This window comes from Sphaerisporangium rhizosphaerae (genome assembly GCF_042665155.1).
Lineage (GTDB): Bacteria > Actinomycetota > Actinomycetes > Streptosporangiales > Streptosporangiaceae > Sphaerisporangium > Sphaerisporangium rhizosphaerae.
In genome coordinates this window covers 163,545-186,175 of sequence record NZ_JBHTCG010000013.1, presented here as the reverse complement: position 1 = coordinate 186,175, position 22,631 = coordinate 163,545, and the positions used below count along the sequence as shown (strand labels likewise).

The window sequence follows — 22,631 nt, the reverse complement described above, 5'->3', positions numbered from 1 at the left end:
GCGTGCCGAGTCGGGTGGGCGGCGAGCACCTCGGAGCCGCTTAAGTCTGATCGTCGGTGGGGTAGGCGACGCGGGTGAGCAGGTGCTTGAGTTGGTCGGCCTCTTCGGGGGTCAGTTCGGCGACCAGGCGTTCGGTCAGGGACTGCGCCGCCACGTGGGCCGCGTCGAAGAGTTCGAGGCCTTGGGGGGTGATCTCGACGGCTCGTACCCGCCGGTCCCCCGGCACGGTTTTGCGTACGGCCAGTCCCCTTTGCTCCAGGTCGTCCACCACGCGCATGATGCCCGCCTTGTCCGAGCCTGTCGCCGTCACCAGGTCCCTCTGCGGGGTGGGCCCGTGGTCGACCAGCACCAGCAGGACGGCGAAATGCCGCAGCTCGATGCCGAGCGGCCGGAGCGCCTCCGTGGCCGCCGCGGCGGCGCGCCAGTGCGCCCGGCGCAGCAGCAGGCCGAGGGCGAACGGCGAGGCGTCCCCAGGACGGCCGGTGGCACGCGGGGCGGTGGGACCGTGGGGCTTGTCGGCGGCCATGGGAGAACACTACCTGGTATCTGTTCGTTCAATACGGTATCGATTGATACTAGCTCGAAACCGTTACCGACCGCGTGATCGTCCGGTTGGGGGGACGAGACGGCACTGCACGTCCGGTTCCGCGGGCGAGACGGCACTGCACGTCCGGTTCCGCGGGCGAGACGGCACTGCACGTCCGGTTCCGCGGGCGAGACGGCACTGCACGTCCGGTTCCGCGGACGGGACGACCCTGCACGTCCGAGCGCGTACGCGGGTCGGACGTGGGGGCGTCGGCTACCAGGAGCACTTCGCGGACGATCGCGTACGCGGATCCGACGAGGGTCATCGGGTAACAGGAGCACTTCGGGTTCGAGCGCGTACGCGGGCCGGCGTGGGCAGTTGGGTACGAGAAGTTTGAGAGCCAGAGGAAGGCCGGGGGAAATGAAGATCGCTGTCATCGGGGGGACCGGCCTCATCGGGGCCCGGGTGGTCAAGATGCTGAACGCGGACGGGCACGAGGCGGTGTCGCACGCGAGGTCCAGCGGGGTGGACCTGCTCAGCGGGCAGGGCCTGCCGGAGGCGTTGAGCGGCGTTGACGTCGTGGTCAACCTGACCAAGCCGCGGACCTTCGGCGACGCCTCCCCCGCCTTCTTCGAGACGACCATGGGCAACCTGCTGGAGGCCGCCGAGGCGGCCGGTGTCGGGCACGCGGTCATCCTGTCGATCGTGGGCGTCGACCTGGTGCCCGATCTGGTCTACTACCGGGCGAAAGTGCTGGAGGAGGACATGGTGAAGGCGGGCCCCGTGCCGTACTCGATCGTGCGTGCCACGCAGTTCTTCGAGTTCATCGACACGGTGATGTCCTGGACCTCCGACGAGCACACCGTCCGCCTGCCCGCCACGCTCATGCAGCCCATCGCCGCGGACGACGTCGCCCGGGTCGTGGCCGACGTCAGCGTGAACGCACCGTTGCGCGGCACCCGGGACATCGCCGGTCCGGAGGTTCTCCCGCTCGACGAGCTGGGCAGGCTCGCTCTCGCCGCCCGCGGCGACCGCCGCGCCGTCGTCATCGATGACAGCGCCGGCATGTACGCCGCCGCGCGTGGCGACGCCCTCCTCGCCAAGGACGGCGCCGTGATCGCCACGACCACCTACCGGGAGTGGCTCGCGCGCTGACCATCCTCTGCCTCACACCGCCGCCGCCGAGGGCCTGGCCGCTCGGGAACACCGAGGCGGGAACCGAGGCCGGTTCCCGCCTTTGACGCCGGGTTCAGCGTGCGGCGGTGAACAGGAGTGCGCAGTCCTGTACGGCCTCCACGCGGTGGCGGCGTCGGGGCATGACGAGCAGGTCGCCCGGCTGCCCGTCCCAGGAGTCGGGCCCGGCGACGAGCCGCGCCCATCCGTACAGCACGTGCACGGTGACCTCGCCGGGATGCTCGTGCTCGTGGATGTGTTCGCCCTGCCGCAGTGCGATGACGGTCTGCCGCAGCGAACGGTCGTGCCCGCCGTGGACGGTGGTGGCGTCGCGACCGCTGCCGGCCGCACGGGCGTGGGTGAGCAGGTCGCGGACGACCGCGTTGAGCGAGATCTTCGTCATGGCCGCGGCGCGCGGCGGTCGCGCCGGGCTTCCAGTTCCTCCGGCTCGACCACGGTCAGCATCGGCTGCCCGGGCGCGCAGAACATCGTCACCACGAACGCCGACTCCTCCTCGGCCAGGTGGTTGCCGTCCTGGTAGTGGATCACGTCCCCGCCGGGCTCCCAGAACGCCTCGCCCGCCGGGACGACCCGCACGGGCTCGCCTTCGAGCTCGAAGTTGATGGCTCCCTTGACCACGTATCCGAAGGCGGGCCCGGAGTGCCGGTGCGGCGGCGCGCCGGGGCTGTTCGGCGGCAACGTGACCAGGATCGTCATCGCCTCGGCCCCCTCCGGCGCGGGCGGCGCCCCCGGCACGGTGGCGACCACGTCGATCTTCGGCGGCGGCCCGCTCTTGTCGGGGTTCTCGAGGTGGTGGGCGTGGGCGTGATCGGTGCTCATCAGGCTTCCTTCGCGTGACGGTGGCCGGCTCCTTCCGGCCGTGCACCAGCTCAGACCGGACAGCCCCGCGATATGTGACAAAACCCCTGGTCAGCCCGCCTTCTCCCTTCAACGGGTCCACGAGATTCGACGCTGACGACCTGGCGCCGACGATCAGGCGAACCGATCGGGGCGTGTCAGGCGAAGCCGGCCAGTTTGTACAGGACGAGGGAGGCGGCGACCGCGACGTTGAGGCTGGCTCCGGTGCCGATCATCGGGATCTCCACCACCTGGTCGAGCAGGTCGAGCGCCTCGGGCGGGATGCCGTCGCTCTCGTGGCCGAGGAGCGCGATGGTCGGCTGACGTGACATGGGCAGGTCCGCCAGCCGTATCGCGTCTTCGGCCAGTTCGACACCGAGCACTCGGGTTCCGGCCGACCGCTGCCGGGCGAGCCAGTCCAGCGGGTCGCCCACCCAGTGCACGCAGGCGGGGTGGCGCAGCGTGTTCCCGCGGCGGAGCGCCTCGGGCACCCATGGCAGGCGCGGTACGGCCAGGCAGGCGCCGACGGCGTCGCACGTGCGGAGCAGGGTCCCGAGATTGACCCCGTGCAGCGGCCAGAGGGGCGCGGCCGTCAGGTGTCCCAGGCAGCGCGGCGGGCGTCGCCGCCGCTCGGTTCGCAGGTCTTCACGGGTGCGGACCCGTACGGCGCGCCCGCTCACCGCAGGGTGCGAGGCGCTCCGGCGCGGAGGAGATGAAGGCACATCACGATGGGCGCTTTCAGCGGCACGCCCGGGCCATCGACGAATCGGTCCGCCTCCCAAAGTAGCGGATGGCCCCGGGCGACGGCAGGTGCGTACGTCGCGGGATGAGGATCGGCGGATGACCCCGGGTGACGGCGGGCCAGGCTCGGCGGGTGCGTACGTCACGGGGATGAGGATCGGCGGATCTACGACGCCGGGAGTAGCTCCGAAGGGGACGCAGGGGCGACGAAGCACATCACCGGCCGGCCGTAGGTTCCTGGGCAGCCCCGAACACAGCAGCCCCGAACACAGCAGCCTCGAACACAGAGGAGGAAATCATGCTCATCAGGCGTTTCACCGCCCTGGCACCGCTGATGGCCCTGGGCTTGGCGACATGGACCGCGATCGGCGTGGCGGCACCCGGGCCGGCACAGGCACAGACACAGGCGCAGGCGTGGAGCGGGCGCGAGTACCTGGGAACGTGGAACTACGACCAGCCCGTACGCGAGAGCATGCGGAACATCGCGGTCATCAGCTGCCCGGACACGAGCACGAGCTGCCGTCCGGGCCCGTCGATCCAGGTTCCGCAGATCGGGACCATCGTGTTCTCCAAGGCGGCCGGCGGCAGGATCACGGGCCACACCGACCAGGGGTGCACGTGGACGTTCGCGGTGCTCCCCACCTCGCTGGAGCTCGACTCCCCGTCCCAGTACTGCTTCAACCACGTCATCGGCTCGGCGTACACCATCACCAAGTGGTCGGTCTCCCTGTCCGGGGACCGGGAGCGGGAGCGGGAGAGCATCGTGGCCGTCAGCCACCAGCCGACCGGCGACTACGAGTTCCGCCTCGACCAGGGCAGCCGCACCAAGGTCGCAGGCCACGCGTGGGCGCAGGCGCGGAAGGTCTTCCCGGGATCCTGGCAGTACGACGCGTCCGACCCGCGGTCGCGCGTGAACGTGCTCACCACGCGCTACACCGACCCCGACGGCCAGGTGCGATCCGTGCAGACGCCGCAGCAGGGGCTCGTCACGTTCACGAGCGGCCGAAGGAGCACCGTGACGGCCCGCACCGCCGACGGGTGCGACTGGACGCTGACCGCACGCGGCAACACCGCCGAGCTCGACCCGGCCGTCCAGACCTGCCGGACCGCGCGGGGAACCGTCCAACTCACCTTCTGGGCGATCGCGAGCGACGGCCGGCGCCAGGCGTCGGTCATGGCCGGAGCCGACGAGAACGGCGGAGACTTCCTGCTCAGCGTCGGCGCTCTGACGAAGCGATGACGCACGGCCGCACCGGGCCGCTCGTCCGGTTCCCAGCCCCGCTCGTCCGGTTCCCGGCCACGGTCGGCGCGGCAGGACCCGCTTCGGGCAAGGCGCCGGGCAGGCCGAACGTCGCGAACAGGGTCAGGTCATGAAAAGAGGTCACTCGGGCGATGTGTGCCTCGGCGAGGGTGAAGACCTGGATCGAGTGCGCGTGGTGCAGTCCGTCATCGTGGCGCCGGTAGGTGGCGAGCGCCGGCTGCCCGTTGGCGGCGGCCGGGACCATGCGGAGGTCCTCGGGCGTCGCGGGTACCCGGGTGGCGAGGAAGCTCCCGATCGTCCGGCGGCCGGCGAACCAGGTGGGGATCGGGGGCATCTCGAACACCGCGTCGGCCGTGAGGAGTCGCATGAGCTCGGCGATGTCGGCGTTCTGGAACGCGGTGGCGTACCGGTCGAGCAGCGCGCGCCGGCCGGGGTCGGTCGGCTCGAAGAGCTCGTCCTCGCCCGGCGTGTCCTCTTCGAGGCGTACCCGGGCGCGTTGCAGCAGGCTGTTGACCGTCGCGACCGAGACCTCGAACAGCTCGGCGACCTCGGACGCCCGCCACCCCAGCACGTCGCGCAGGATCAGCACGGCGCGTTGCCTGGCGGGGAGGTACTGCAGGGCGGCGATCAGGGCCAGGCGCATCCCCGCGCGGGAGGCGACGACCGAGGCGGGGTCGGGTGCCGCGCTGACGAACAGCACGTCGGGCATCGGCTGCAACCACGCCACTTCGGACGACGCGACGGCCACAGGCGTGTCCGGATCCCCGGCCGGGCCGTTCAGGCCGGACGGGAGCGGTCGCCGGCCGCGGTTCTCGAGCGCTCTCAGGCACACGTTGGTCGCGATCCGGTACAGCCAGGTACGCAGCGACGCCCGGCCCTGGAAACCGGAGTAGGAGCGCCACGCACGGAGCAGGGTCTCCTGCACGAGGTCCTCGGCATCGTGCACCGAACCGAGCATGCGATAGCAGTAGGCCAGCAGTTCGTGACGGAACGGGTCGGTGAGACGGGCGAAGTCCTCGCCACCCGAGGTCATCGGCTCCTCGCGGTCCATCGTCTTCTCCCAACCGTCGTCGGACAAGTGTGTCGCACCCGCGTCACCCTCCACCGGTACAGATCCCGGCAGGGGCCGGAAATCATCGGTCGCCGCCGTGGCGCGTCCAGGCGGGACCGGCCCGCGGCACCACCGCGTACCTGAGGATCCGGATCTCCCGTGGCCGGCCGATGAGTTCCGGTGGCCGGCCGATGAGTTCCGGTGGCCGGCCGGATCTGTACCGGTGACCGCGCACGATCGTCCCAGGTCGCGCGCGGCCGGGATGTCGCCGTGGTCCGGAGAGGCGTCGTGCTGGACGACCTCCACGCGGCACGGCTCAGCGCTATCGCATCGACGCTCCCCTTCCCGGGCGGCGAAGGTGCCGAAAGGAACCGACATGGTCAGTCCGGACGTCAGGACCAGGCCGGCAGGCTCGGCGGACCGGCGGGGAGGGCGGCTCTGGCTGATGCTGGCCGTGCTGTTGCTCGGTCAGTTCATGGGCCTGCTCGACGTCACCATCGTCAACGTGGCACTGCCGTCGATCGGGGCGGACCTGCACGCCTCCGGAGCGTCCCTGCAACTGGTGGCCGGCGGGTACACGGTCGCGTACGCGATGCTGCTGATCACCGGAGCCCGGCTCGGTGATCTCCATGGCCGGCGGCGGATGTATCTGCTCGGCGCCATCGTGTTCACCCTGGCCTCGCTGGTCTGCGGTATCGCGCCGGACGGCGCGACGCTGGTCATCGCCCGTTCCGTACAGGGGGCCGGAGCGGCGGTGATGGTGCCACAGATCATGAGCGTCATCCAGACGCGGTTCCAGGGCGCGGCGCGTGCCAAGGCGCTGTCGGCCTACGGGGTCGTCCTGTCGGTGGGGGCGCTGGCGGGGCTGGTCCTGGGCGGCGTGCTGGTCGAGGCGAACCTGGCGGGCGCCTCGTGGCGGCCGGTCTTCCTGGTCAACGTGCCCCTGGGAATCTTGCTGGTGGCGCTGGTCCCCCGGCTGGTGCCGGCGGACGAGCCGCGCGGTACCCGGCGGCTCGACTTCGCCGGCCTGGCCGTCGCGGTGCCGGCGGTGGTCCTGGTCGTGCTGCCGCTGGTGCTCGGACACGAAACCGGCCGGCCGGCCTGGACGTTCGGGTGCGTCGCCGCCGGGATCGTGCTGGCCGGGGTCTTCGTCCTGGTCGAACGGGGTGTCGCGGCCCGCGGGGGCGACCCGTTGCTCGACCTGGCGGTGCTGCGGGCCCCGGGGACGGCGTCGGGGATCGGCACTCTGATCTGCATGCAGGTCGCCTACGGCGGGCTGATGTTCACCCTCGCGCTGCACCTGCAGCAAGGGCTGGGCGACGGCGCGCTGCGTGCCGGGCTGACCTTCGCCCCGCTCGCGGGGGTGTTCGGGGTGGCCGGCTTCTTCTGGCGGAGGCTGCCCGCACGCGTCCACCACCTACTGCCGCCGGCCGGCATGGTGATCTCCGCTCTCGCCTACCTGGGTATCGCCGCCGGACTCCAGGACGGTACCCAGGGCGGCCCGCTGATGTGGACGGCTCTGGTCGTCTGCGGGGCCGGGATGGGCCTGACCCTCAGCCCGCTGCTCTCCCAGGCACTGGTCCACGTGCCGCCCGCCAGGGCGGCGGACGCGAGTGGCCTGCTCACGACCACGATGCAACTCGGGCAGGTCGTCGGCGTCGCCGTGTTCGGCGCCGTCTACCTCTCCCAGGCCACGCCGTTACCGTCGCTTCCGCCGTTGCGGGAGCACGTGTCGGCGCACGCGATGTCCACGGCGGCGGGGTGGATGGCGGTGCTGAGCCTCGCCGGCGTCATCGGCGGGATCGCCCTCGCCCGCACCGTGCGCCGCGCGACGCGGCTCGACGCCACCGGATAGGCGGCCCAGGCGCCGTCATGGCGCCGACAGGTCCAAGCGAAGCGAAAATCCATCTCCAGCAAACAGGAGGAACGATGAGCAAGGTAGTGATCGTACGGTACGAGACCCGTCCCGAATCCGCGGACGAGAACCAGCGGCTGGTGGAGGACGTCATGTCCGAGCTCGCGCACGACGATCCGGGCGGGCTGCGCTACGCCGCGTTCCGGCTCGGCGACGGCGTGAGCTTCGTCCACATCGTGGTCGGTGAGGACGACCGCGAGCCGCTGGCGGACTCCGCCGCGTTCAAGGCATTCCAGCGAGGCATCGGCGAGCGCGTGGTTCCCGGCACCCTCGCACGGAGCGAGGCGGCCATCGTGGGGTCGTACCGCTTCTGAGCGCGCCGCCGCGATCAGGTTGACACGTCTGGAACAAGCAGTTCATCTCCGCGAAACCCGCAGGTGGGGGCTGGCCGGATAGAGTCCGGCCATCCTCGACGACATCGACCCCTTCATCGGCACCGCGGCGACCGACCTGCCTCGAGGGCACGGTCTGGCCGCTACTTGGTGGTGGCCGAAACCGCAGGTGGGCAACACCCACCCGGGGGCCACCTCGCCGCTCGGCATGGTGTCGGCCTGCGCCTACTCCGGCGCGTATCCGACCGGCTACGGGCGCTACGCGAAGAACACCGAGGGCGTGCCCGAGGAGATGTTCGAACGGCTGGAGGCGTCCGGGTTCACCCACTTCCAGCAGTCGGGCACCGGGGCGATCCGCAAGTACTACAACTACGTCCGGGTCACGCCGATGGTGCAGCCGCTGGACGCGCTCGGCGAGGCGTGGGGGCTGCGCGAGGAGGTGGCGGAGGCCGGGTACTACGCGGCCACCCTGGACACCGGGGTCCGCTGCGAGCTCACCGTGGGGGCCAAGGTGGCCGTGCACCGGTACACCTTCCCCGAGCACCGCAGCGCCCGCGTCGTGGTCGACCTGTCCTGCGGCGGCCTGGCCATCGAGCTGGGCCGCACCGTGCCCTTGCGGGCGCAGGTCGAGAGCATCGGCCACGGCCGGGCGCAGGGCACGGTCGTGATGGAGGGCGTCCCGCTGTCGGTGCACCTGGAGGTGGACAGTCCGGGCTGGCGGCAGATGCTGTGGTACGACCGGCGGCTCATCGACGGCGGCACCCGCCTGGACTTCGACAGCATCCGGCACACCACGCTGCGGCCCTTCGGCATGCTCTTCATGGGCCCGGCCGCCGCGGGGCAGACCATCGAGGTGCGGCTGGGGTTCTCGCTGCGCGGATGCGACCAGGCGCGGGAGAACCTGGAGCGCGAGTGCGGGCACGGGCGGCCGGCGTTCGACGAGGTGCGTTCGCGCACTCGGGGCCGCTGGGGCGATCACCTCGACCGGGTCCAGGTCGAGGGGGGCACGCCGGCGCGCCGCACCGTGTTCGGGACGGCGCTCTACCATTCGCTGATCAAGCCGTGCTTCGCCGACGACGAGAGCCCGTTCTGGCCGACTCCTGGGCCGTACGCGTTCGACGTGTGCACCATGTGGGACATCTACAAGACGCAGCTGCCGCTGCTCGCGGTGATCGCGCCGGACCGGGCCATGGACCTGCTGGAGTCGCTGATCCGGGTGTGCGAGGAGGAGGGCAACTTCCCGATCGGGTACCGGATGGCCCGCGGCGCCGACCGGTTCTTCCGCCAGGCCAGCGCGCTCGCGCACACCGCGCTGGCGGACGCCCACGCTCTGGGCCGCACGGGCCTGGACTGGAACTGGGCGCTGGTGCACATGGTCGACGACCTGCGCCGCCTGTACGGCGAGGACTTCTTCGAGCACGGGGTGGTGCACCCGATCACCCACACCCTGGACCTGGCCTACGCCCACCACTGCACGGCGCAGGTCGCCCGGGCGCTGAACGACCGGCGTCTGGCCGAGGACCTGGAGGACCGCGGGCGCCAGTGGTCCAACGCCTTCGACTCCAGCACCGGCCTGCTGCGCGACTCGGAGTTCTACGAGGGCGGCAAGTGGAACTACTCCTTCCGGCTGCTGCACGACATGGCCGCGCGCATCGCCCTGGCCGGCGGTGACGCGGCCTTCGCCGGCAAGCTGGACAGGTTCTTCGGCTTCGACGCCGCCCCCGTGACGCAGCCCGGCCGCCGCCCTCGGGCGGCCGAGATGGCGGCCGGATACGCCCTGAACCGGTTCGAGGGGTTGAACAACGAGCCCGACATGGAGGCCCCGTGGGCCTACCACTACGCGGGCCGGCCCGACCGCACCTCCGAGGTGGTGCACGCGGCGCTGACCTGGCAGTTCGGCACCGGCCCCGGCGGGCTGCCGGGCAACGACGACTCCGGCGGCCTCAGCTCGTGGTACGTGTGGGCGTCGCTCGGGCTGTTCCCGATCGCCGGGCAGAACCTGTTCCTGGTCAACGCGCCCGCGTTCCCCCGGGCCGTTCTCCGGGCCGGCGGCGGGGAGTTCGTCATCGAGACCAGCGGGCACCGCGAGACGCCGATCGGCGTCGACGGCGTCGATCGTGAGCCGCCGGCGCAGTACGTCCAGTCGGCCACCCTCAACGGTGAACCGCTGCACGCGACGCACCTGAGCGCCGCCACCGTGCACCGCGGCGGCCGGTTGCACCTGCGGCTGGGCCCGGAGCCGTCGGCGTGGGGGCGCAGGATCCGCCCGCCGTCGCTGTCCGATCCGCCCGGAGTCCCGCTCTGATCGGCCGCCCTCGCCCGGCTGATCCCCCGCCGCCCCCAGCCGATACGCCCGCCGTCCCCAGCTGCACCGCCCGTTCGTTCCCAGCCGATCCGCCCGATTGCCCGTAGTTGTTCCGTCGTTCCATCCCGTCCCGATCCGCGGTCCCGCCCCCCTGACGATCCGCCGGCCCGTCCCGTCCCGATCTGCCAGCCGTTCTGTTCCGATCTGCAGGCCGTTCTGTTCCGATCGTCCCGAGACACCAGAGGAAGCATGATGACCCATCCCCGTCGCCGTCTCGTCATCGTGGTCAGGGCCGACCCGGTCATCTGCGGGCACTCCGGCGAGGCCCGCAATCTCGCCGAGGTGGCGCTGACCCGCGGCTTCGACGACGTACGGCTGCTGACCTGGCCGATTCCGGCGCTGCAGGCGGCCGGGCTGCCGCTCAAGCCGCTGGACCGGTTGCTGCCCTACAGCCCCGGCATCACCGTGGAACGGCCGGAGCCGGTCGGGGACTACCGGGTGCCGGACGGCCGCCACCAGGCCGGCCTCACCGGCCGCCTGGTCGAACTGCTCGCCGAGCCCGTTCCCACGACCTGCCTGTCGATGTACCTCGTCCCGCACACCACGGTGGTGATGGACGCGGTCGCCGCCGCGCGGGCGGCCGGGTTCGCGCCGGACGTGCACACCATCGCCAAGGCGGTCGGGTCGGACGTGACCAACGTGATCCGGTCGTGTCTGCGGGAAGGCCGGTTCGGCGCGGCGACCGTGCTGTTCACCACGTTCCTGTCGGGCGACGAGGTCGTCGCGGTCTCCGAGTACACCCGCGAGGAGATCATCGCCTCGGCCGAGCAGGTGGACGCCCACTGCGGCACCACGTTCGCCGAACAGTGCCGGCGCCGCGTGACGGTCAGCTACCCGCCGATCGACTCCGCCGCCTTCCTCGACCCGGATCCGGCGCAGGTGGACGCCGCGCTCGCGCGCCGCGGCCTGGAGCGCGACGGGTACATCCTGTTCCTGTCCCGGGTGACCGCGGCCAAGGGGATCCACGACCTGCTGGACGCCTACGGGAAGATGCGCTGCCGGTCGCGGGTGAAACTGGTGGTCGCCGGGACGGGACCGGCGCTGGAGCAGGTGCGGGAGATGGCCCGGCAGGACGAGCGGGTGGTCTTCCTCACCGATGTCGACGACAACGAGAAGCCGCTGCTCATGCGCGGCTGCGCCGCCTACGTCCTGCCCACCAAGCCCGAGCCCGACTTCGTCGAGACGTTCGGCATCGCGCTGGCCGAGAAGATGCTGGCCGGTGGCGGGCCGATCGTCACCACCCTGACGGGCGGGACGTCGGAGGCGGTGGGCGACACCGCCGTCATCGTCGAAGCCGGGGACGTCGCCGGCCTGGCCGCGACGGTGGACCGGGTGGTGCTGGACATGTCCACCGCCGAGCGGCAGGACCTGGAGCATCGCGCCCGCGCCCGGGCGATGCGCTTCGACCGCGCCGCGGTCTTCGACGCCCTGCTCCCCCGGCACGTGAACACCCCGGCCGGCAAGAGCGTCGAGCCCGGCCAGGAGGGCCTGCCCGGCCGGCAGGCCCTTCCTCCGCGGGAGGCGCCCGTCGTCGGCGTTTCCTGACCGGCCCACCGGGGGCCTCCGGCGCGGCGAGGCCGAAGGCCGCCTCCCGTGACGGGTGGCGGCCTTCGGCGTCGTGCCGTGCCGGGAGGACCGGTCGGTGAAGTGGCGCCGTCCAGGCTTCTCACCGGCCGGGCCGCGGATGCGATCGCGGCCGGGTCAGCCGCAGTGTTCGAAGGGGCTGGTGTAGGAGCTGCTGCCGACCGAGCCGCCCCACCTGACGCACTGCGCCGCCGCGTCCCGTCTGACGGGGCCCGCGTAGTAGCCGTAGCTGCCCGAGTCGGTGGTCCGGCTCTCGCCCTGCGGCTCCAGGAAGGCCGACACCGCCGACGCCGTGCCGAGGTTCGTGGTCTTCAGCGTCACGACGCAGTTGTAACGGTTGCCCGAGTTGTAGAGCAGGTAGGCGCGGCCACCGGTGAGGGCGGCCGAGTCGATGACCGCGTAGCCGCTGCCGCAGACCTCCTCGGGGGTGTAGGGGTTGCTGCTACCGCCGCAGGTGTTGGTGCTGGTGATGGCCTTCTTCTGGCCCAGGGACACGGTCACGCCCTCGACGGTGGGGCTGGTGTCCACCACGCCGCCGGAGGTCCGCTGCTCGTAGTGCAGGTGCGGAGCCGTGGAGCCGCCCGTCGAGCCGACGGTCCCGATCGTCGTGCCCTGGCCGACGCTCATGGAGCCGCCGGCCGCCTTCACCATGCTCGACAGGTGGGCGTAGCGGGTGCTGGTGCCGTCGCTGTGCCGGACCTCGACCCACTTGCCGTAGCTCGTGCTCCCGGCGTCGTTGAAGTACGCGGTGCCCGCGGCGGTAGCGCGTACCGTCTCGCCGTTGATGTCGTCGCCGCCGTAGTCCTGCCAGTCGATGGCGCCCGAGGGGCTGTGACCGGGGGACCAGTTGTTGGCGTAGAAGGTCTTCCCGCAGTTGAACGGGCTCTTGTGGGACAGGGCCAGGACGCTTGAGCTCTGTGCCGAGGCCGCCTGGGGCAGCAGCGCCGCCACGCAGGTGACCAGTAAGGCAGTGAGCGCGGATCTGAGGGTCGTGGGCCGGATCGGACCGCCGGGAGTGGGCATGCTCACCTCTCTGAACAGGTGCAACGGGGGGTCACGGTGCGACGCCCGGTTCCCTGATGTCGATGAGCGTGCGGCGGGACTACGCCGGCGACACCGAGCTCGACCTCGGCGCACGGAGAAGGCCGCCGTCAGGGAAACGTCTCGACATCTCACCGCCTGTAGAGAAGGACGGGACGATCATGAACATAACCCTGAAAGTTCCCTTCATCAAGATCCAAAATTCTGAAAATTTTTCTGACGCCCACCACCGCGGGCGACCGGACAGTGAATCCCCCGCCCACGAGCGACGAGCGGCCGGGGCGAGAGCAGAGGCGACCGGAGAGCCTCGAAGATCGCCGCCTGGTCCGGCCCGGGTTCCACACGGCATGCGACGATCACCCACGGCGATCGATCGTCAGCTGCAGCGGCGGATCCATCGTTTGTGCATGTAGACGCTGTGGCAGCTTTCGGTGGTGGATGATCCGGAACCGTCGCCGTCGGCGCAGACATTGTTGATCATCGCGGTGCACTTGTTGGTGGCGACGCACTGCCCGTTGATCGTGTAGGTGCAGTTCTCCTCCTCTTCTTCGCCGTCGTCGGTCTCGACGGCATCCGGGTCCTCGTAGTCGATCGCGGCCTTGGCCGCGTCCCCGCCCTTTCTGCGGGCGCGGTAGGTGTCGCCGTACGGCTTGCGGAAGGAACCGTCCTCGGCCTTCTTGCCCACCGGCGGGACGTGGCCGTCGATGCGGATGTAGTACCAGCCGTAGCCCTTCTCGCCGTCATCGCATCTGATCTCGGAGAACCGGATGCGGCTGCTTCTGAGCACGCATATCTCGACGCGGTCCTCCACGTCGGCGATCATCACCTTCGTGCCGAGGCCTCCCTTGGCGGGCGCCCGGTAGAGATCGGCTTTCGGCCGCTTGAACGTACCGCGTTTCGCCGTCGAGCCTACGGCCGGCACCTTGGCGCTCAGCGGGAGGTAGTACCAGGTGACCGCGGGCCGCGCGTCGTCACACCCCCGGTAGTTGACCCGCGTCCGCGTCTTCCTGGTGACGCAGACCTCTATGAAGCCCTCGACCTTGTCATCGACGTCATCGGCGTCATCGGCGTCGTCGGGTTCGTCGGACGCCCTTTGCGGAATCGGCTGCGAGTCGGCCGGGACCAGCTCATTACGGGTCAGACTGCATCCGGAGGCGGCACATGCGGCGACCGCCACTATCGCGGTCGCCGTGCGGACTAATCGTGACGTGGTCAAGTCGTCCTCGCCATGTCGAGGGGAAATGGTCGGTCGATCAACGTCGAGCACGCGGGTCGAGTTCCGGGAATGCTCCGCCCGGCGGTGAGGGCGGTCAGGCGGTCGCGGTGGCGGGTTCGGTGAGGGTGCGGAGTTTGGCCGCTGTGGGGGAGCCTTTGGGGGCCGTGTAGGTGCACAGGCGCTGGCCGGGGTCGGTCGGCAGGGAGAACGCCTCGTAGGTCAGCACCAGTTCGCCCACCTGCGGGTGGAGGATGCGCTTGATGCCCTGGGTTCGTTCCCTGACCGCCTGGACGTCCCAGTAGTGCCGGAACTCCTCGCTCTGTTCCCGCAGGTCGCAGACCACCCGCTGCACCCGGGCCTCGTCCTCGCGGCGGCCGATCTGCGCCCGCAGGCTCGCGACGGTCTCCTCCGCCTCCGCCTCCCAGTCGGGATGCAGCGCCTTGGCGTCGGGGTGCAGGAACATCAGCCGGGCGCCGTTGAGCTCCGCCTCCGGGAGCGCGTCGAGGTCGAACCAGATGCGGCCGATGATCGTGTTCCAGGCCAGCAGGTCGGTGCCGGGGCCGTAGACGACGGCGGGGACGGTGTCCCCCATGGCCTCCAGCAGTTCCAGGAGCTGCGGCCGTACGCGCGGGCGTGGGCCGGCGCCGGCGTCGCAGACCTCGGTGTGGGCGCCCCGTCGGCCGTGGGAGATGTTGCGCAGGAAGGCGTGCTCGTCGGGGGTCAGCCGCAGCGCCCGCGCGATCGCGTCGACCACCGCGTCGGAGACGGCGTGCGCCCGCCCCTGTTCGATGCGCGTGTAGTAGTCGACGCTCACCCCGGCGAGCCGTGCGACATCCTCGCGGCGCAGTCCGCGCACCCGCCGCCGTGCGAGGCCGTCGGGCAGCCCCAGGGACGCGGCGTCCAGCGCGGCCCGTCGTGCCTTCAGAAATGGAGTGATCTCGTCCTCGGCATGCCCCATGCCAGTCATTATGCGGCGGCCGGGTCCCTGGGGGGTTCTGCCGGACCCAGGTTGCGCCTGACCTGGTGCCGTCCCCGCGCGAAACGGAGACTGGACTCCGTATCCGCGGAACGACGTGTCCGCGAAGGATGTGGGCACGAGACGACGTGTCAACAGCAACGATCCGCAGGAGGCGGTACCTCGTGAAGCGCAGCACCCTCGGTGGGACCGGCATCTCGGTCAGCCGGTACGCACTCGGCGCGATGATGTTCGGCGCCCTCGCCAACAAGGACGTCGACGACTGCGTGCGCATCATCCACCGCGCCCTCGACGCCGGCGTCAACTTCGTCGACACCGCCGACATCTACTCGCAGGGAGAGTCGGAGGAGATCGTCGGCAAGGCGCTCAAGGGACGCCGCGACGACGTCGTCCTGGCGACCAAGGCCCACGGCTCGATGGGCCCGGACGCCAACCACGGCGGGAACTCCAGGCGCTGGCTCGTCCGTGAGGTCGAGAACAGCCTGCGCCGGCTGGGCACCGACCACATCGACCTCTACCAGATCCACCGGCCCGACCCGGCCACCGACATCGACGAGACCCTCTCCGCGCTCACCGACCTGGTGCGGGCGGGCAAGGTGCTGGCCGTGGGCAGCTCCACCTTCCCGGCGGAGCAGATCGTGGAGGCGCAGTGGGTCTCCGAGCGGCGCGGCCACGTCCGCTTCCGCACCGAGCAGCCGCCGTACTCGATCCTGGCGCGCGGCGTGGAGGCGGCGGTGCTGCCGACGGCGCAGAAGTACGGGATGGGCGTGCTGAGCTGGGGTCCGCTGTCGGCGGGCTGGCTGTCCGGCCGCTACACCCAGGCCGCGGACATCGACCTGGCGAGCACCGGCCGCGCGGCCGTCGAACGGCACAAGTTCGACCCTTCGCTGCCCGGGAACGCGGCCAAGCTCCAGGCCGTCGGCGAGCTGTCGAAGCTCGCGGCGGGGGCCGGCCTGTCGCTGGCGCACATGGCGGTCGGGTTCGTCCTGGCCCACCCGGCGATCACCTCGGTGATCATCGGCCCGCGCACCATGGAGCAGCTCGACGACCTGCTGGCCGGCGCGGACACGGTGCTGACCGAGGACGTGCTGGACCGGATCGACGAGATCGTGCCGCCGGGCACCGACCTCAACCGGGCGGACAGCTACTACGTGCCGCCGGCCCTGGCGGACAAGGCGCTGCGCCGGCGGCCGTGAACCGTTCGGTCCCGGCGCGGGTGGCCACCCCCGTCGCGGCCGACCCTGCGTCCCCGGCGGCGGGGACCGCGGAGGGCGCACCGGAGGGCCGGCGGTCCGCCCGGCCGGTCAGCGCTCCGCCTCGGCGAGGACGCGTGAGCGGGCCGCGGCCAGGGAGGCGGCCTGCCGCTCGCGCAGGTGCGCCAGGCCCGGGTCGACCCGCGCGTTGGTCAGCTCGGCGTGGACGAAGGTGACGTCCTCGACGCCGAAGTGGCCCGCGAAGAAGTCGCGCAGGTAGCGCTCCTGGTGGTCGAACGGCTCGCGCGGAGTGCCCGGCCCGTACGCGCCGCCACGGGCGCCGGTGACCACGAACCGGCGGCCGGCCAGCGACATCTTGGGGAAGGTCACCTGGTCGAGCCAGGCCTTGAGCGCCGAGGGGATGGAGAAGTTGTACATCGGCGTCCCGATCAGCACCACGTCGGCGGCGGTCAGCTCTCCCAGCAGCGGGGCGAGGGTCGCCCACGCCTCCTGCTGGGCGGGGGTGCGCACGGCCTCCCGGTAGCGGGCGATGTCGGTGATCCCGTGTGCCAGCACGTAGTCGCACAGCTCGGTCCACGGCTGCCCGATGTGCGGGACGGGGTCGGCCGCCAGGTCGCGGTAGGTGTAGCGGCCCTCCGGGTGGGCCGCGCGCCAGACCTCGGCGAACGCCCGGGAGAGGTCTCGGGAGACCGAGATGTTCCGGGCACTGGCGTCCAGGTGCAGCAGATGGCTCATGACGATCCGTCCCCTCCAACCGGACACCATGTCCAGTTAGTGGGCCCAGCCTATCCACATGTGGACACCTCGTCCACATGTGTCGGACGCATCCGCAGAGGGGAGCGCTGCCGAAGGGACAGTAAGGGACGCGGCACTCGCCAAAGGATCGAACGGACCAATGCCAACAGACAACGCAAATCCTCCGGTGAACGCCGAGCGGCGGCCACGGCCGCGGATCGCGGTGTCGAGCTGCCTGCTCGGGGAGCCCGTGCGGTTCAACGGCGGCCACAGCCGCGACCGCTTCGTGTCCGGCGCCCTGGCCCCCTGGGTCGACTGGATACCGATCTGCCCGGAGATCGAGATCGGCCTGGGCGCCCCCCGCGAGACGCTCCGCCTGGAGGCGGCGCCCGGCGGTACGCGCCTGATGACCCGCGCCTCGCGCAGGGACCTCACCGAGCCGATGTCCGCGCTGGCCAAGGCGCGCGCGGCGGCGCTGCGGGTGGACGGCTACGTCTTCAAGGCCAAGAGCCCGACCTGCGGCCTGCACGGCGTCCCCGTGCACGGCTCGGGACGGCGCGGGCGGGGGCTGTACGCGGAGGCGATGATCGCGGCGCATCCGCTGCTGCCGGTGGAGGACGAGGGCCGGCTGCACGACGACGTGCTGCGCGAGGCGTTCGTGGAACGGATCTTCGCCCACGCCCGCCTGCGGGCGCTGCTGGAGGGCCAGTGGCGGGCGGGTGACCTGGTGGCGTTCCACTCCCGGCACAAGATGCAGATCCTCGCGCACGACCCGGCGGAGTACCGCCGGATGGGCCGGCTGGTCGCCGAGGCGGGCACCAACGCGCCGGAACGGCTCGCCTCCGCCTACGGCCGGGCCTTCCGCGTGGCCCTGGCCACCCGGGCGAGCGTCGGCCGCAACGTCAACGTGCTGCAGCACTGCCTCGGCATGGTGAGCGACGACCTGGACGGGGCGCGGCGCGCCGACCTGGTGGAGGTGATCGACGCCTACCGGGCGCACCAGGTCGCCCTCAGCGTGCCGCTCGCCTTGCTGCGCCACCACGTCAAGGGCACGGGCATGGCGTACCTGGCCGAGCAGACCTACTTCTCGCTCTACCCGGACGAACTGGGGCTGCGCAACCACGTCCCCCGCTGACCGGCCCCCACGCGCCCCCTCAGGAAGCGGGCGGCCGGTCACCGTCAGGAATGCGGCCGGTCGCCGCTGCGAGCCGCCGAGCGTGCCGTCGGCGACGGCGGAGCCCCTCCGGAGGGCGTCAGGGACGTCGGCCGACGCCGGTCGCGAGTTCGCCGACCCGGGCGGGGCCGCCGGCGTGGGCGTCCAGCACGGGGGTCGGCATGCCCGCCCCGGTGCGCAGGCCCTCCAGCAGCTCGCCGACCGCCTCGATCGCGGTGTGTTCCGGCCGCCAGCCGAGGACGGTGCGCGCCCGCGTGGTGTCCATGACCGGGATGCGCAGCGCCATCTCCATCAGCCCGGGAGAGGCGGGGATCAGGCGCAGATGCCAGGCCGCCGCGACCGCGGTCCGCGCCATCATCGGCGAGATCGGCACCAGGCGCGCGCCGAGCAGCCCGGCGAGAGCGGCGGCGTCCAGCACCGGCTCGGCGGCGAGGTTGAACGCGCCGACGACCGAGCGGGTCACGGCCAGCCGGTAGGCCCGCCCCACGTCCAGGGAGTGCAGCGCCTGCACGCGCAGGCCCGGGATGTCCGGCACGAACGGGATGCGGCCCGCGCGCAGCAGCCGGCCGGGCAGGAAGGGGCCGGCGAACAGACGGCGCTGCTCGGCGGCCGCTCCCCGCTTGAAGATGAACCCCGGGCGCATCCGCACGACGCGGATGCTCGGGTGGTCGTTCTCGAACACGTCGAGGACCCGCTCCAGGTAGGCCTTCTCCCGGGAGTAGGCGGCGCCCGGCCATCCGTGGGTCGGCCAGCTCTCGTCCACCGCGCCGTCCTTGGGCCCCGGCGAGTACGCGCCGACCGAGGAGGCGTGCACCAGGATCTGCACCCCCGCCTCGGCCACGGCGCGGAAGAGTCGCATGCCTCCCAGGACGTTCGCCCGCCACGTCGTGACCGGGTCGCGGGTCGGCTGGAACAGCCAGGCGAGGTTGACCACGGCGTCGGCGCGGGCGAACAGGCCGGTGAGGTCGCTCGTGGTGATGTCGGCCGAGCGCCACTGGGTCCTGCCCGGCACGCCCGCGCCGGGGCGGCGGGCGGGCAGCCGCCGGGCGACCCCGACGATCGAGGTGACGTCGGGATCGGACTCGAGCGCGGAGATCACGCTCGTTCCGACGTTGCCGGTCGCGCCCACCACGATGACTCTCATAGAACGCTGCTGCCCCCGCCATACCGGCCGAAACGCGGGCAGACGCGATCATTTGACTCGGTTGGGACAGGCATTTGACCCGGTTGGGTCAGGTCTTGCCCCGACCGGTGACCAGATCGTGGATGCGGTCCACCAGGCCGGCGCCGGGAGCCAGCAGCTTGTTGGCCGGCGGCCGGTCCGGCGCGGCGGGATGCGGCCGGGTGGGGGCGAGCTTCTTCATCATCGTGATCTTCTTGCCCAGGGCGGCCAGTTCCTCCGCGTCGGCGTACCGCACCAGCTCGGGGAACAGGTGCGCCTCCTCGTCCTTGATGTGCTCCCTGATGGTGGCCATCAGGTCGTCGAGCAGACCCTCGAAGGCCGGGGCGGTGACCCCGTCGTCAAGGGCCTTCTCCAGCTGCTTCATCAGGCGCTCGGCCTGGGCGTGCTCGGCGATCTCGCGGTCGGCCAGCCGGTCGCCGTCCGGGATGAACGCGCGGGCGGCCGGGTACAGGTACGCCTCCTCGGCGACCGAGTGCCCGACCAGCTCGATGATCACCTTCTCGGTCAGCTCCCTGCGGCGGTCGTCCTGCCCCGTGCCGCGCAGGCGCTCCAGCTCCGCGAAGGTCTCCTCCACCTCCCGATGGTCCATGGTGAGGACGGTGATCGCGTCACCGCCGTGCTTCATCATGCTTCCTCCTCGCACTGCACCAAAGTCTGCCGATATCGTCGGCGGTTACCCGGTGCGGGCGACGGGAAACCGCCGTGGCCATGGAGAACGCGGGTGGACGGGCGCCCCCCTAGTCGCCGGAGCGGCGCTCCCGTCCCAGCCCCAGCGCCTCGGCCATGTCCGCGATGTTGCGGAAGGAGCCGTCGGGCAGGTCGCGCAGCGCCCGCACCACCGCGTCTGGCACCGCCGGGTTCCCCTCCGCGTGGGCGAGGATCTCGTCGCGGCCGGCCGGGTAGTGGACCTCGACGAGCCATCGGGCGAGGTTGCTGCGCTGGTCGACGTCGTTCTGCGTCATCCCGGGCGCGACCCCGGGCTCGTGGCCGGGCGCGTACCCCTGCGGGCGCAGGTCGTCCTCGGCGTCGCTCACCGGCTCGGGCTCCCGCCATTCCTCGGCGTGCCCGGTGACGCCCCCTCGCGTGAGGCCGGCGGTCTCGTGCTTGATCTCCTCATCGAGGCGCGGACCGTGCTTGTCGCTGCCGCGTTCCAGGTTCATTGACGTGTCCTTTCGATGTGGACCGCGGCATGTACCCCGTCGCGCGCGCGCGAACCACCCTTTCCCGGCCCGGCGCCCGCCGCATGTGCCCTGACCTCGACGGAAGAGGCTTGGCGGCCGGGCGACCCGGCACCGGGAAAAGAATTCGCAAAAAAATAAAAGGCCCTTTTGCAGGATATTCGCGGGCTCCGCGACCGCCGAAGTCGGCGTCAGGTGAACGACCTTGTATAGGCGCGGCGGACAGGGGTAGCGGGGGTCTGGGCGACCACGCCCGTGTATTGCGACTGGAGGGCCCATGAACGCGATCCACACGCGAACCGCGCGCACGCCGCTGCAGACGGCCTCGCTCGTGGTGGGAGTGGTGTTCCTCGTCGTCGGCGTGCTGGGCTTCATCCCCGGTGTCACCACGAACCTGGACGACCTGCAGTTCGCCGGCCATCACTCGGACGCGATGCTCCTCGGCGTCTTCGAGGTGTCGATCCTGCACAACATCGTGCACCTGCTGTTCGGCGTCGCCGGCATCGTCCTGGCCCGCACGTGGCAGGGCGCGCGCGCCTTCCTCATCGGCGGCGGCGCGATCTACCTGCTGCTGTGGGTGTACGGCATGCTCGTCGGCCACGACACCGCGGCCAACTTCGTCCCGGTCAACGGCGCCGACAACTGGCTGCACCTGCTCCTCGGCCTCGGCATGATCGCGCTGGGCTTCGCGCTCGGCCGCCGGTCGGTCACCGCCGGCCGGTTGTGACGGCCCCGGCGGGCATCGCGGACGGCTCTCGCGGAACGGCCGGCGGCGGAACGGCCGCCACGGGCGGCCATGACGGAACCGACAGCAACTGGGACCATCGGGGTGGAGGAAGCAGACCATGAAAGCCGTCACCTGGCACGGCAAGCGCGACGTACGGGTCGAGGAGGTCCCCGACCCGGCGATCAAGGAACCGACCGACGCGGTCATCAAGGTGACCTCCACCGGCATCTGCGGCTCCGACCTGCACCTGTACGAGATCATGGGCCCGTTCATGACCGAGGGCGACATCCTCGGTCATGAGCCCATGGGCATCGTCCAGGAGGTCGGCGCCGAGGTGACCCACATCGCCCCCGGCGACCGGGTGGTCATCCCCTTCAACATCTCCTGCGGCCACTGCCACATGTGCGGCATGAAGCTGTACGCGCAGTGTGAGACGACGCAGGTGCGCGAGCACGGCACCGGCGCCGCGCTGTTCGGCTACACCAAGCTGTACGGCCAGGTGCCCGGCGGGCAGGCCGAGTACCTCCGCGTGCCGCAGGCGCAGTTCGGCCCGATCAAGGTGCCGCAGGGCCCGCCCGACGAGCGGTTCGTCTATCTGTCGGACGTGCTGCCCACGGCCTGGCAGGCCGTGGCCTGGGCGGACATCCCTGAAGGGGGCAGCGTCACGGTGTTCGGCCTCGGGCCGATCGGGCAGATGTCCGCGCGCGTGGCCCGGCACCTCGGGCACCGGGTGATCGCGGTGGACGGCGTGCCCGAGCGCCTGGCGATGGCCCGCCGCCACGGCGTCGAGGTCATCGACGCGCGCGAGTGCGACGACGTCCCCGAGGCGGTCCGCGAGCTGACCGGCGGGCGGGGCACCGACTCGGTGATCGACGCGGTCGGCATGGAGGCGCACGGCTCGCCCCTGGCCAAGCTGGCCCAGAGTGCCACCGGGCTGCTGCCCGACGCGGTGGCCGCCCCGTTCATGCGCAACGCGGGCGTCGACCGGCTGGCCGCGCTGAACCAGGCCATCGAGACCGTGCGGCGCGGCGGGACCATCTCGATCTCCGGCGTCTACGGAGGCATGGCCGACCCGATGCCGATGCTGCGCCTGTTCGACAAGGGCGTGACCCTGCGCATGGGACAGGCCCACGTCAGGCGCTGGATCGACGACGTGCTGCCGCTGGTGAGCGACGACACCGACCCGCTGGGCGTCATGGACCTGGCCACCCACCGCCTGCCGCTGGACCAGGCCCCGCACGGGTACGAGATCTTCCAGAAGAAGCGGGACGGCGCCGTGAAGGTCCTGCTCACCCCCTGACGGTCCCCGAGGCCGTCAGGTGCCCAGCACACCTGACGGCCTGTGGCCGCCCGACGTGAGGGACGGGGTGTACCCGTTGAG

The 22,631-nt window shown here is 71.5% G+C and carries 22 protein-coding genes; 10 read left to right on the top strand and 12 right to left on the bottom strand.

From position 1 onward, the window contains the following. Window positions 1-40: 40 nt before the first annotated feature. Entirely contained in the window at window positions 41-526 is a 486-nt protein-coding gene (locus tag ACFQSB_RS21010) for a MarR family winged helix-turn-helix transcriptional regulator (protein ID WP_380828525.1), read from the bottom strand. 420 nt (window positions 527-946) lie between these two features. Between ACFQSB_RS21010 and ACFQSB_RS21005 the strand changes: the two genes are divergently transcribed. After that, window positions 947-1,681, top strand: a complete 735-nt coding sequence (locus ACFQSB_RS21005) for an SDR family oxidoreductase (protein WP_380828524.1) — start codon at window positions 947-949, stop codon at window positions 1,679-1,681. A 94-nt stretch (window positions 1,682-1,775) separates the two neighbouring features. Here ACFQSB_RS21005 and ACFQSB_RS21000 read toward each other — a convergent pair whose 3' ends face one another. The 3 genes from ACFQSB_RS21000 to ACFQSB_RS20990 form a co-directional block, all read right to left on the bottom strand. Beyond that, window positions 1,776-2,102, bottom strand: coding sequence for a cupin domain-containing protein (locus tag ACFQSB_RS21000; protein WP_380828523.1), 327 nt, complete (start codon window positions 2,100-2,102; stop codon window positions 1,776-1,778). Then, window positions 2,099-2,539 carry a cupin domain-containing protein gene (locus ACFQSB_RS20995; RefSeq protein WP_380828522.1) on the bottom strand — a complete coding sequence of 147 codons (441 nt, stop codon included), beginning with the start codon at window positions 2,537-2,539 and terminating at the stop codon, window positions 2,099-2,101. The genes ACFQSB_RS21000 and ACFQSB_RS20995 overlap by 4 nt, the downstream gene beginning before the upstream one ends. A 176-nt stretch (window positions 2,540-2,715) precedes the next feature. Next, entirely contained in the window at window positions 2,716-3,237 is a 522-nt protein-coding gene (locus ACFQSB_RS20990) for a TrmH family RNA methyltransferase (RefSeq protein ID WP_354841281.1), read from the bottom strand. A 359-nt stretch (window positions 3,238-3,596) separates the two neighbouring features. Between ACFQSB_RS20990 and ACFQSB_RS20985 the strand changes: the two genes are divergently transcribed. After that, window positions 3,597-4,538, top strand: a complete 942-nt coding sequence (locus ACFQSB_RS20985; protein WP_380828520.1) for a hypothetical protein — start codon at window positions 3,597-3,599, stop codon at window positions 4,536-4,538. Here the strand turns inward: ACFQSB_RS20985 and ACFQSB_RS20980 are convergent. Beyond that, entirely contained in the window at window positions 4,510-5,610 is a 1,101-nt protein-coding gene (locus ACFQSB_RS20980; RefSeq protein ID WP_380828578.1) for a sigma-70 family RNA polymerase sigma factor, read from the bottom strand. The genes ACFQSB_RS20985 and ACFQSB_RS20980 overlap by 29 nt on opposite strands. 376 nt (window positions 5,611-5,986) lie before the next feature. On the opposite strand from ACFQSB_RS20980, the gene ACFQSB_RS20975 reads away from it, so the two are divergent. From ACFQSB_RS20975 to ACFQSB_RS20960, 4 genes are all read left to right on the top strand, one after another. Further along, window positions 5,987-7,465: an MFS transporter gene (locus ACFQSB_RS20975; RefSeq protein WP_380828519.1), complete on the top strand. Its 1,479-nt coding sequence runs from the start codon at window positions 5,987-5,989 to the stop codon at window positions 7,463-7,465. A gap of 74 nt (window positions 7,466-7,539) precedes the next feature. Then, window positions 7,540-7,839, top strand: coding sequence for an antibiotic biosynthesis monooxygenase (locus tag ACFQSB_RS20970; protein WP_380828517.1), 300 nt, complete (start codon window positions 7,540-7,542; stop codon window positions 7,837-7,839). A 91-nt stretch (window positions 7,840-7,930) separates the two neighbouring features. Next, a complete protein-coding gene (locus tag ACFQSB_RS20965; RefSeq protein ID WP_380828576.1) occupies window positions 7,931-10,162 on the top strand; it encodes a glycoside hydrolase domain-containing protein in 2,232 nt (743 codons plus the stop codon). 252 nt (window positions 10,163-10,414) lie between these two features. Further along, on the top strand, window positions 10,415-11,767 hold the full coding sequence (locus tag ACFQSB_RS20960; RefSeq protein ID WP_380828516.1) for a glycosyltransferase: 1,353 nt from the start codon (window positions 10,415-10,417) through the stop codon (window positions 11,765-11,767). A 156-nt stretch (window positions 11,768-11,923) separates the two neighbouring features. On the opposite strand, the gene ACFQSB_RS20955 is transcribed toward ACFQSB_RS20960, so the two are convergent. From ACFQSB_RS20955 to ACFQSB_RS20945, 3 genes are all read right to left on the bottom strand, one after another. After that, on the bottom strand, window positions 11,924-12,829 hold the full coding sequence (locus tag ACFQSB_RS20955; protein ID WP_380828515.1) for a M23 family metallopeptidase: 906 nt from the start codon (window positions 12,827-12,829) through the stop codon (window positions 11,924-11,926). A 394-nt stretch (window positions 12,830-13,223) separates the two neighbouring features. Next, window positions 13,224-14,114, bottom strand: a complete 891-nt coding sequence (locus ACFQSB_RS20950; protein WP_380828514.1) for a hypothetical protein — start codon at window positions 14,112-14,114, stop codon at window positions 13,224-13,226. Between the two features lie 43 nt (window positions 14,115-14,157). Next, window positions 14,158-15,021: a helix-turn-helix transcriptional regulator gene (locus tag ACFQSB_RS20945; protein WP_380828513.1), complete on the bottom strand. Its 864-nt coding sequence runs from the start codon at window positions 15,019-15,021 to the stop codon at window positions 14,158-14,160. Window positions 15,022-15,203: 182 nt separating this feature from the next. Here ACFQSB_RS20945 and ACFQSB_RS20940 point away from each other — a divergent pair, with 182 nt between their 5' ends. Next, a complete protein-coding gene (locus ACFQSB_RS20940; protein ID WP_354920046.1) occupies window positions 15,204-16,235 on the top strand; it encodes an aldo/keto reductase in 1,032 nt (343 codons plus the stop codon). Window positions 16,236-16,343: 108 nt separating this feature from the next. On the opposite strand, the gene ACFQSB_RS20935 is transcribed toward ACFQSB_RS20940, so the two are convergent. Beyond that, the gene (locus tag ACFQSB_RS20935; RefSeq protein WP_380828511.1) at window positions 16,344-16,988 is read right to left on the bottom strand and encodes an FMN-dependent NADH-azoreductase; all 645 of its coding nucleotides are present in this window, start codon (window positions 16,986-16,988) and stop codon (window positions 16,344-16,346) included. Between the two features lie 160 nt (window positions 16,989-17,148). Here ACFQSB_RS20935 and ACFQSB_RS20930 point away from each other — a divergent pair, with 160 nt between their 5' ends. Then, entirely contained in the window at window positions 17,149-18,123 is a 975-nt protein-coding gene (locus ACFQSB_RS20930) for a YbgA family protein (protein ID WP_380828510.1), read from the top strand. 118 nt (window positions 18,124-18,241) lie between these two features. Here ACFQSB_RS20930 and ACFQSB_RS20925 read toward each other — a convergent pair whose 3' ends face one another. The 3 genes from ACFQSB_RS20925 to ACFQSB_RS20915 all read right to left on the bottom strand — a co-directional run bounded on the left by ACFQSB_RS20925 (window position 18,242) and on the right by ACFQSB_RS20915 (window position 20,505). Further along, the gene (locus ACFQSB_RS20925; protein WP_354920036.1) at window positions 18,242-19,306 is read right to left on the bottom strand and encodes an NAD-dependent epimerase/dehydratase family protein; all 1,065 of its coding nucleotides are present in this window, start codon (window positions 19,304-19,306) and stop codon (window positions 18,242-18,244) included. An 88-nt stretch (window positions 19,307-19,394) separates the two neighbouring features. Next, on the bottom strand, window positions 19,395-19,973 hold the full coding sequence (locus tag ACFQSB_RS20920; RefSeq protein ID WP_380828508.1) for a hemerythrin domain-containing protein: 579 nt from the start codon (window positions 19,971-19,973) through the stop codon (window positions 19,395-19,397). 109 nt (window positions 19,974-20,082) lie between these two features. Then, window positions 20,083-20,505: a DUF2795 domain-containing protein gene (locus ACFQSB_RS20915; RefSeq protein ID WP_354841231.1), complete on the bottom strand. Its 423-nt coding sequence runs from the start codon at window positions 20,503-20,505 to the stop codon at window positions 20,083-20,085. 295 nt (window positions 20,506-20,800) lie between these two features. Between ACFQSB_RS20915 and ACFQSB_RS20910 the strand changes: the two genes are divergently transcribed. Together ACFQSB_RS20910 and ACFQSB_RS20905 are read left to right on the top strand one after the other, a co-directional pair. Next, entirely contained in the window at window positions 20,801-21,250 is a 450-nt protein-coding gene (locus ACFQSB_RS20910) for a DUF4383 domain-containing protein (protein WP_354841228.1), read from the top strand. A gap of 118 nt (window positions 21,251-21,368) precedes the next feature. After that, the gene (locus tag ACFQSB_RS20905) at window positions 21,369-22,550 is read left to right on the top strand and encodes a zinc-dependent alcohol dehydrogenase (protein WP_380828506.1); all 1,182 of its coding nucleotides are present in this window, start codon (window positions 21,369-21,371) and stop codon (window positions 22,548-22,550) included. Window positions 22,551-22,631: the final 81 nt, after the last annotated feature.

Coding starts and splice junctions, on each gene's coding strand:
- ACFQSB_RS21010 (WP_380828525.1), bottom strand. CDS start 526: ATGGCCGCCGACAAGCCCCACGGTCCCACCGCCCCGCGTGCCACCGGC.
- ACFQSB_RS21005 (WP_380828524.1), top strand. CDS start 947: ATGAAGATCGCTGTCATCGGGGGGACCGGCCTCATCGGGGCCCGGGTG.
- ACFQSB_RS21000 (WP_380828523.1), bottom strand. CDS start 2,102: ATGACGAAGATCTCGCTCAACGCGGTCGTCCGCGACCTGCTCACCCAC.
- ACFQSB_RS20995 (WP_380828522.1), bottom strand. CDS start 2,539: ATGAGCACCGATCACGCCCACGCCCACCACCTCGAGAACCCCGACAAG.
- ACFQSB_RS20985 (WP_380828520.1), top strand. CDS start 3,597: ATGCTCATCAGGCGTTTCACCGCCCTGGCACCGCTGATGGCCCTGGGC.
- ACFQSB_RS20980 (WP_380828578.1), bottom strand. CDS start 5,610: ATGGACCGCGAGGAGCCGATGACCTCGGGTGGCGAGGACTTCGCCCGT.
- ACFQSB_RS20975 (WP_380828519.1), top strand. CDS start 5,987: ATGGTCAGTCCGGACGTCAGGACCAGGCCGGCAGGCTCGGCGGACCGG.
- ACFQSB_RS20970 (WP_380828517.1), top strand. CDS start 7,540: ATGAGCAAGGTAGTGATCGTACGGTACGAGACCCGTCCCGAATCCGCG.
- ACFQSB_RS20960 (WP_380828516.1), top strand. CDS start 10,415: ATGACCCATCCCCGTCGCCGTCTCGTCATCGTGGTCAGGGCCGACCCG.
- ACFQSB_RS20955 (WP_380828515.1), bottom strand. CDS start 12,829: ATGCCCACTCCCGGCGGTCCGATCCGGCCCACGACCCTCAGATCCGCG.
- ACFQSB_RS20945 (WP_380828513.1), bottom strand. CDS start 15,021: ATGGGGCATGCCGAGGACGAGATCACTCCATTTCTGAAGGCACGACGG.
- ACFQSB_RS20935 (WP_380828511.1), bottom strand. CDS start 16,988: ATGAGCCATCTGCTGCACCTGGACGCCAGTGCCCGGAACATCTCGGTC.
- ACFQSB_RS20930 (WP_380828510.1), top strand. CDS start 17,149: ATGCCAACAGACAACGCAAATCCTCCGGTGAACGCCGAGCGGCGGCCA.
- ACFQSB_RS20925 (WP_354920036.1), bottom strand. CDS start 19,306: ATGAGAGTCATCGTGGTGGGCGCGACCGGCAACGTCGGAACGAGCGTG.
- ACFQSB_RS20920 (WP_380828508.1), bottom strand. CDS start 19,973: ATGATGAAGCACGGCGGTGACGCGATCACCGTCCTCACCATGGACCAT.
- ACFQSB_RS20915 (WP_354841231.1), bottom strand. CDS start 20,505: ATGAACCTGGAACGCGGCAGCGACAAGCACGGTCCGCGCCTCGATGAG.
- ACFQSB_RS20910 (WP_354841228.1), top strand. CDS start 20,801: ATGAACGCGATCCACACGCGAACCGCGCGCACGCCGCTGCAGACGGCC.
- ACFQSB_RS20905 (WP_380828506.1), top strand. CDS start 21,369: ATGAAAGCCGTCACCTGGCACGGCAAGCGCGACGTACGGGTCGAGGAG.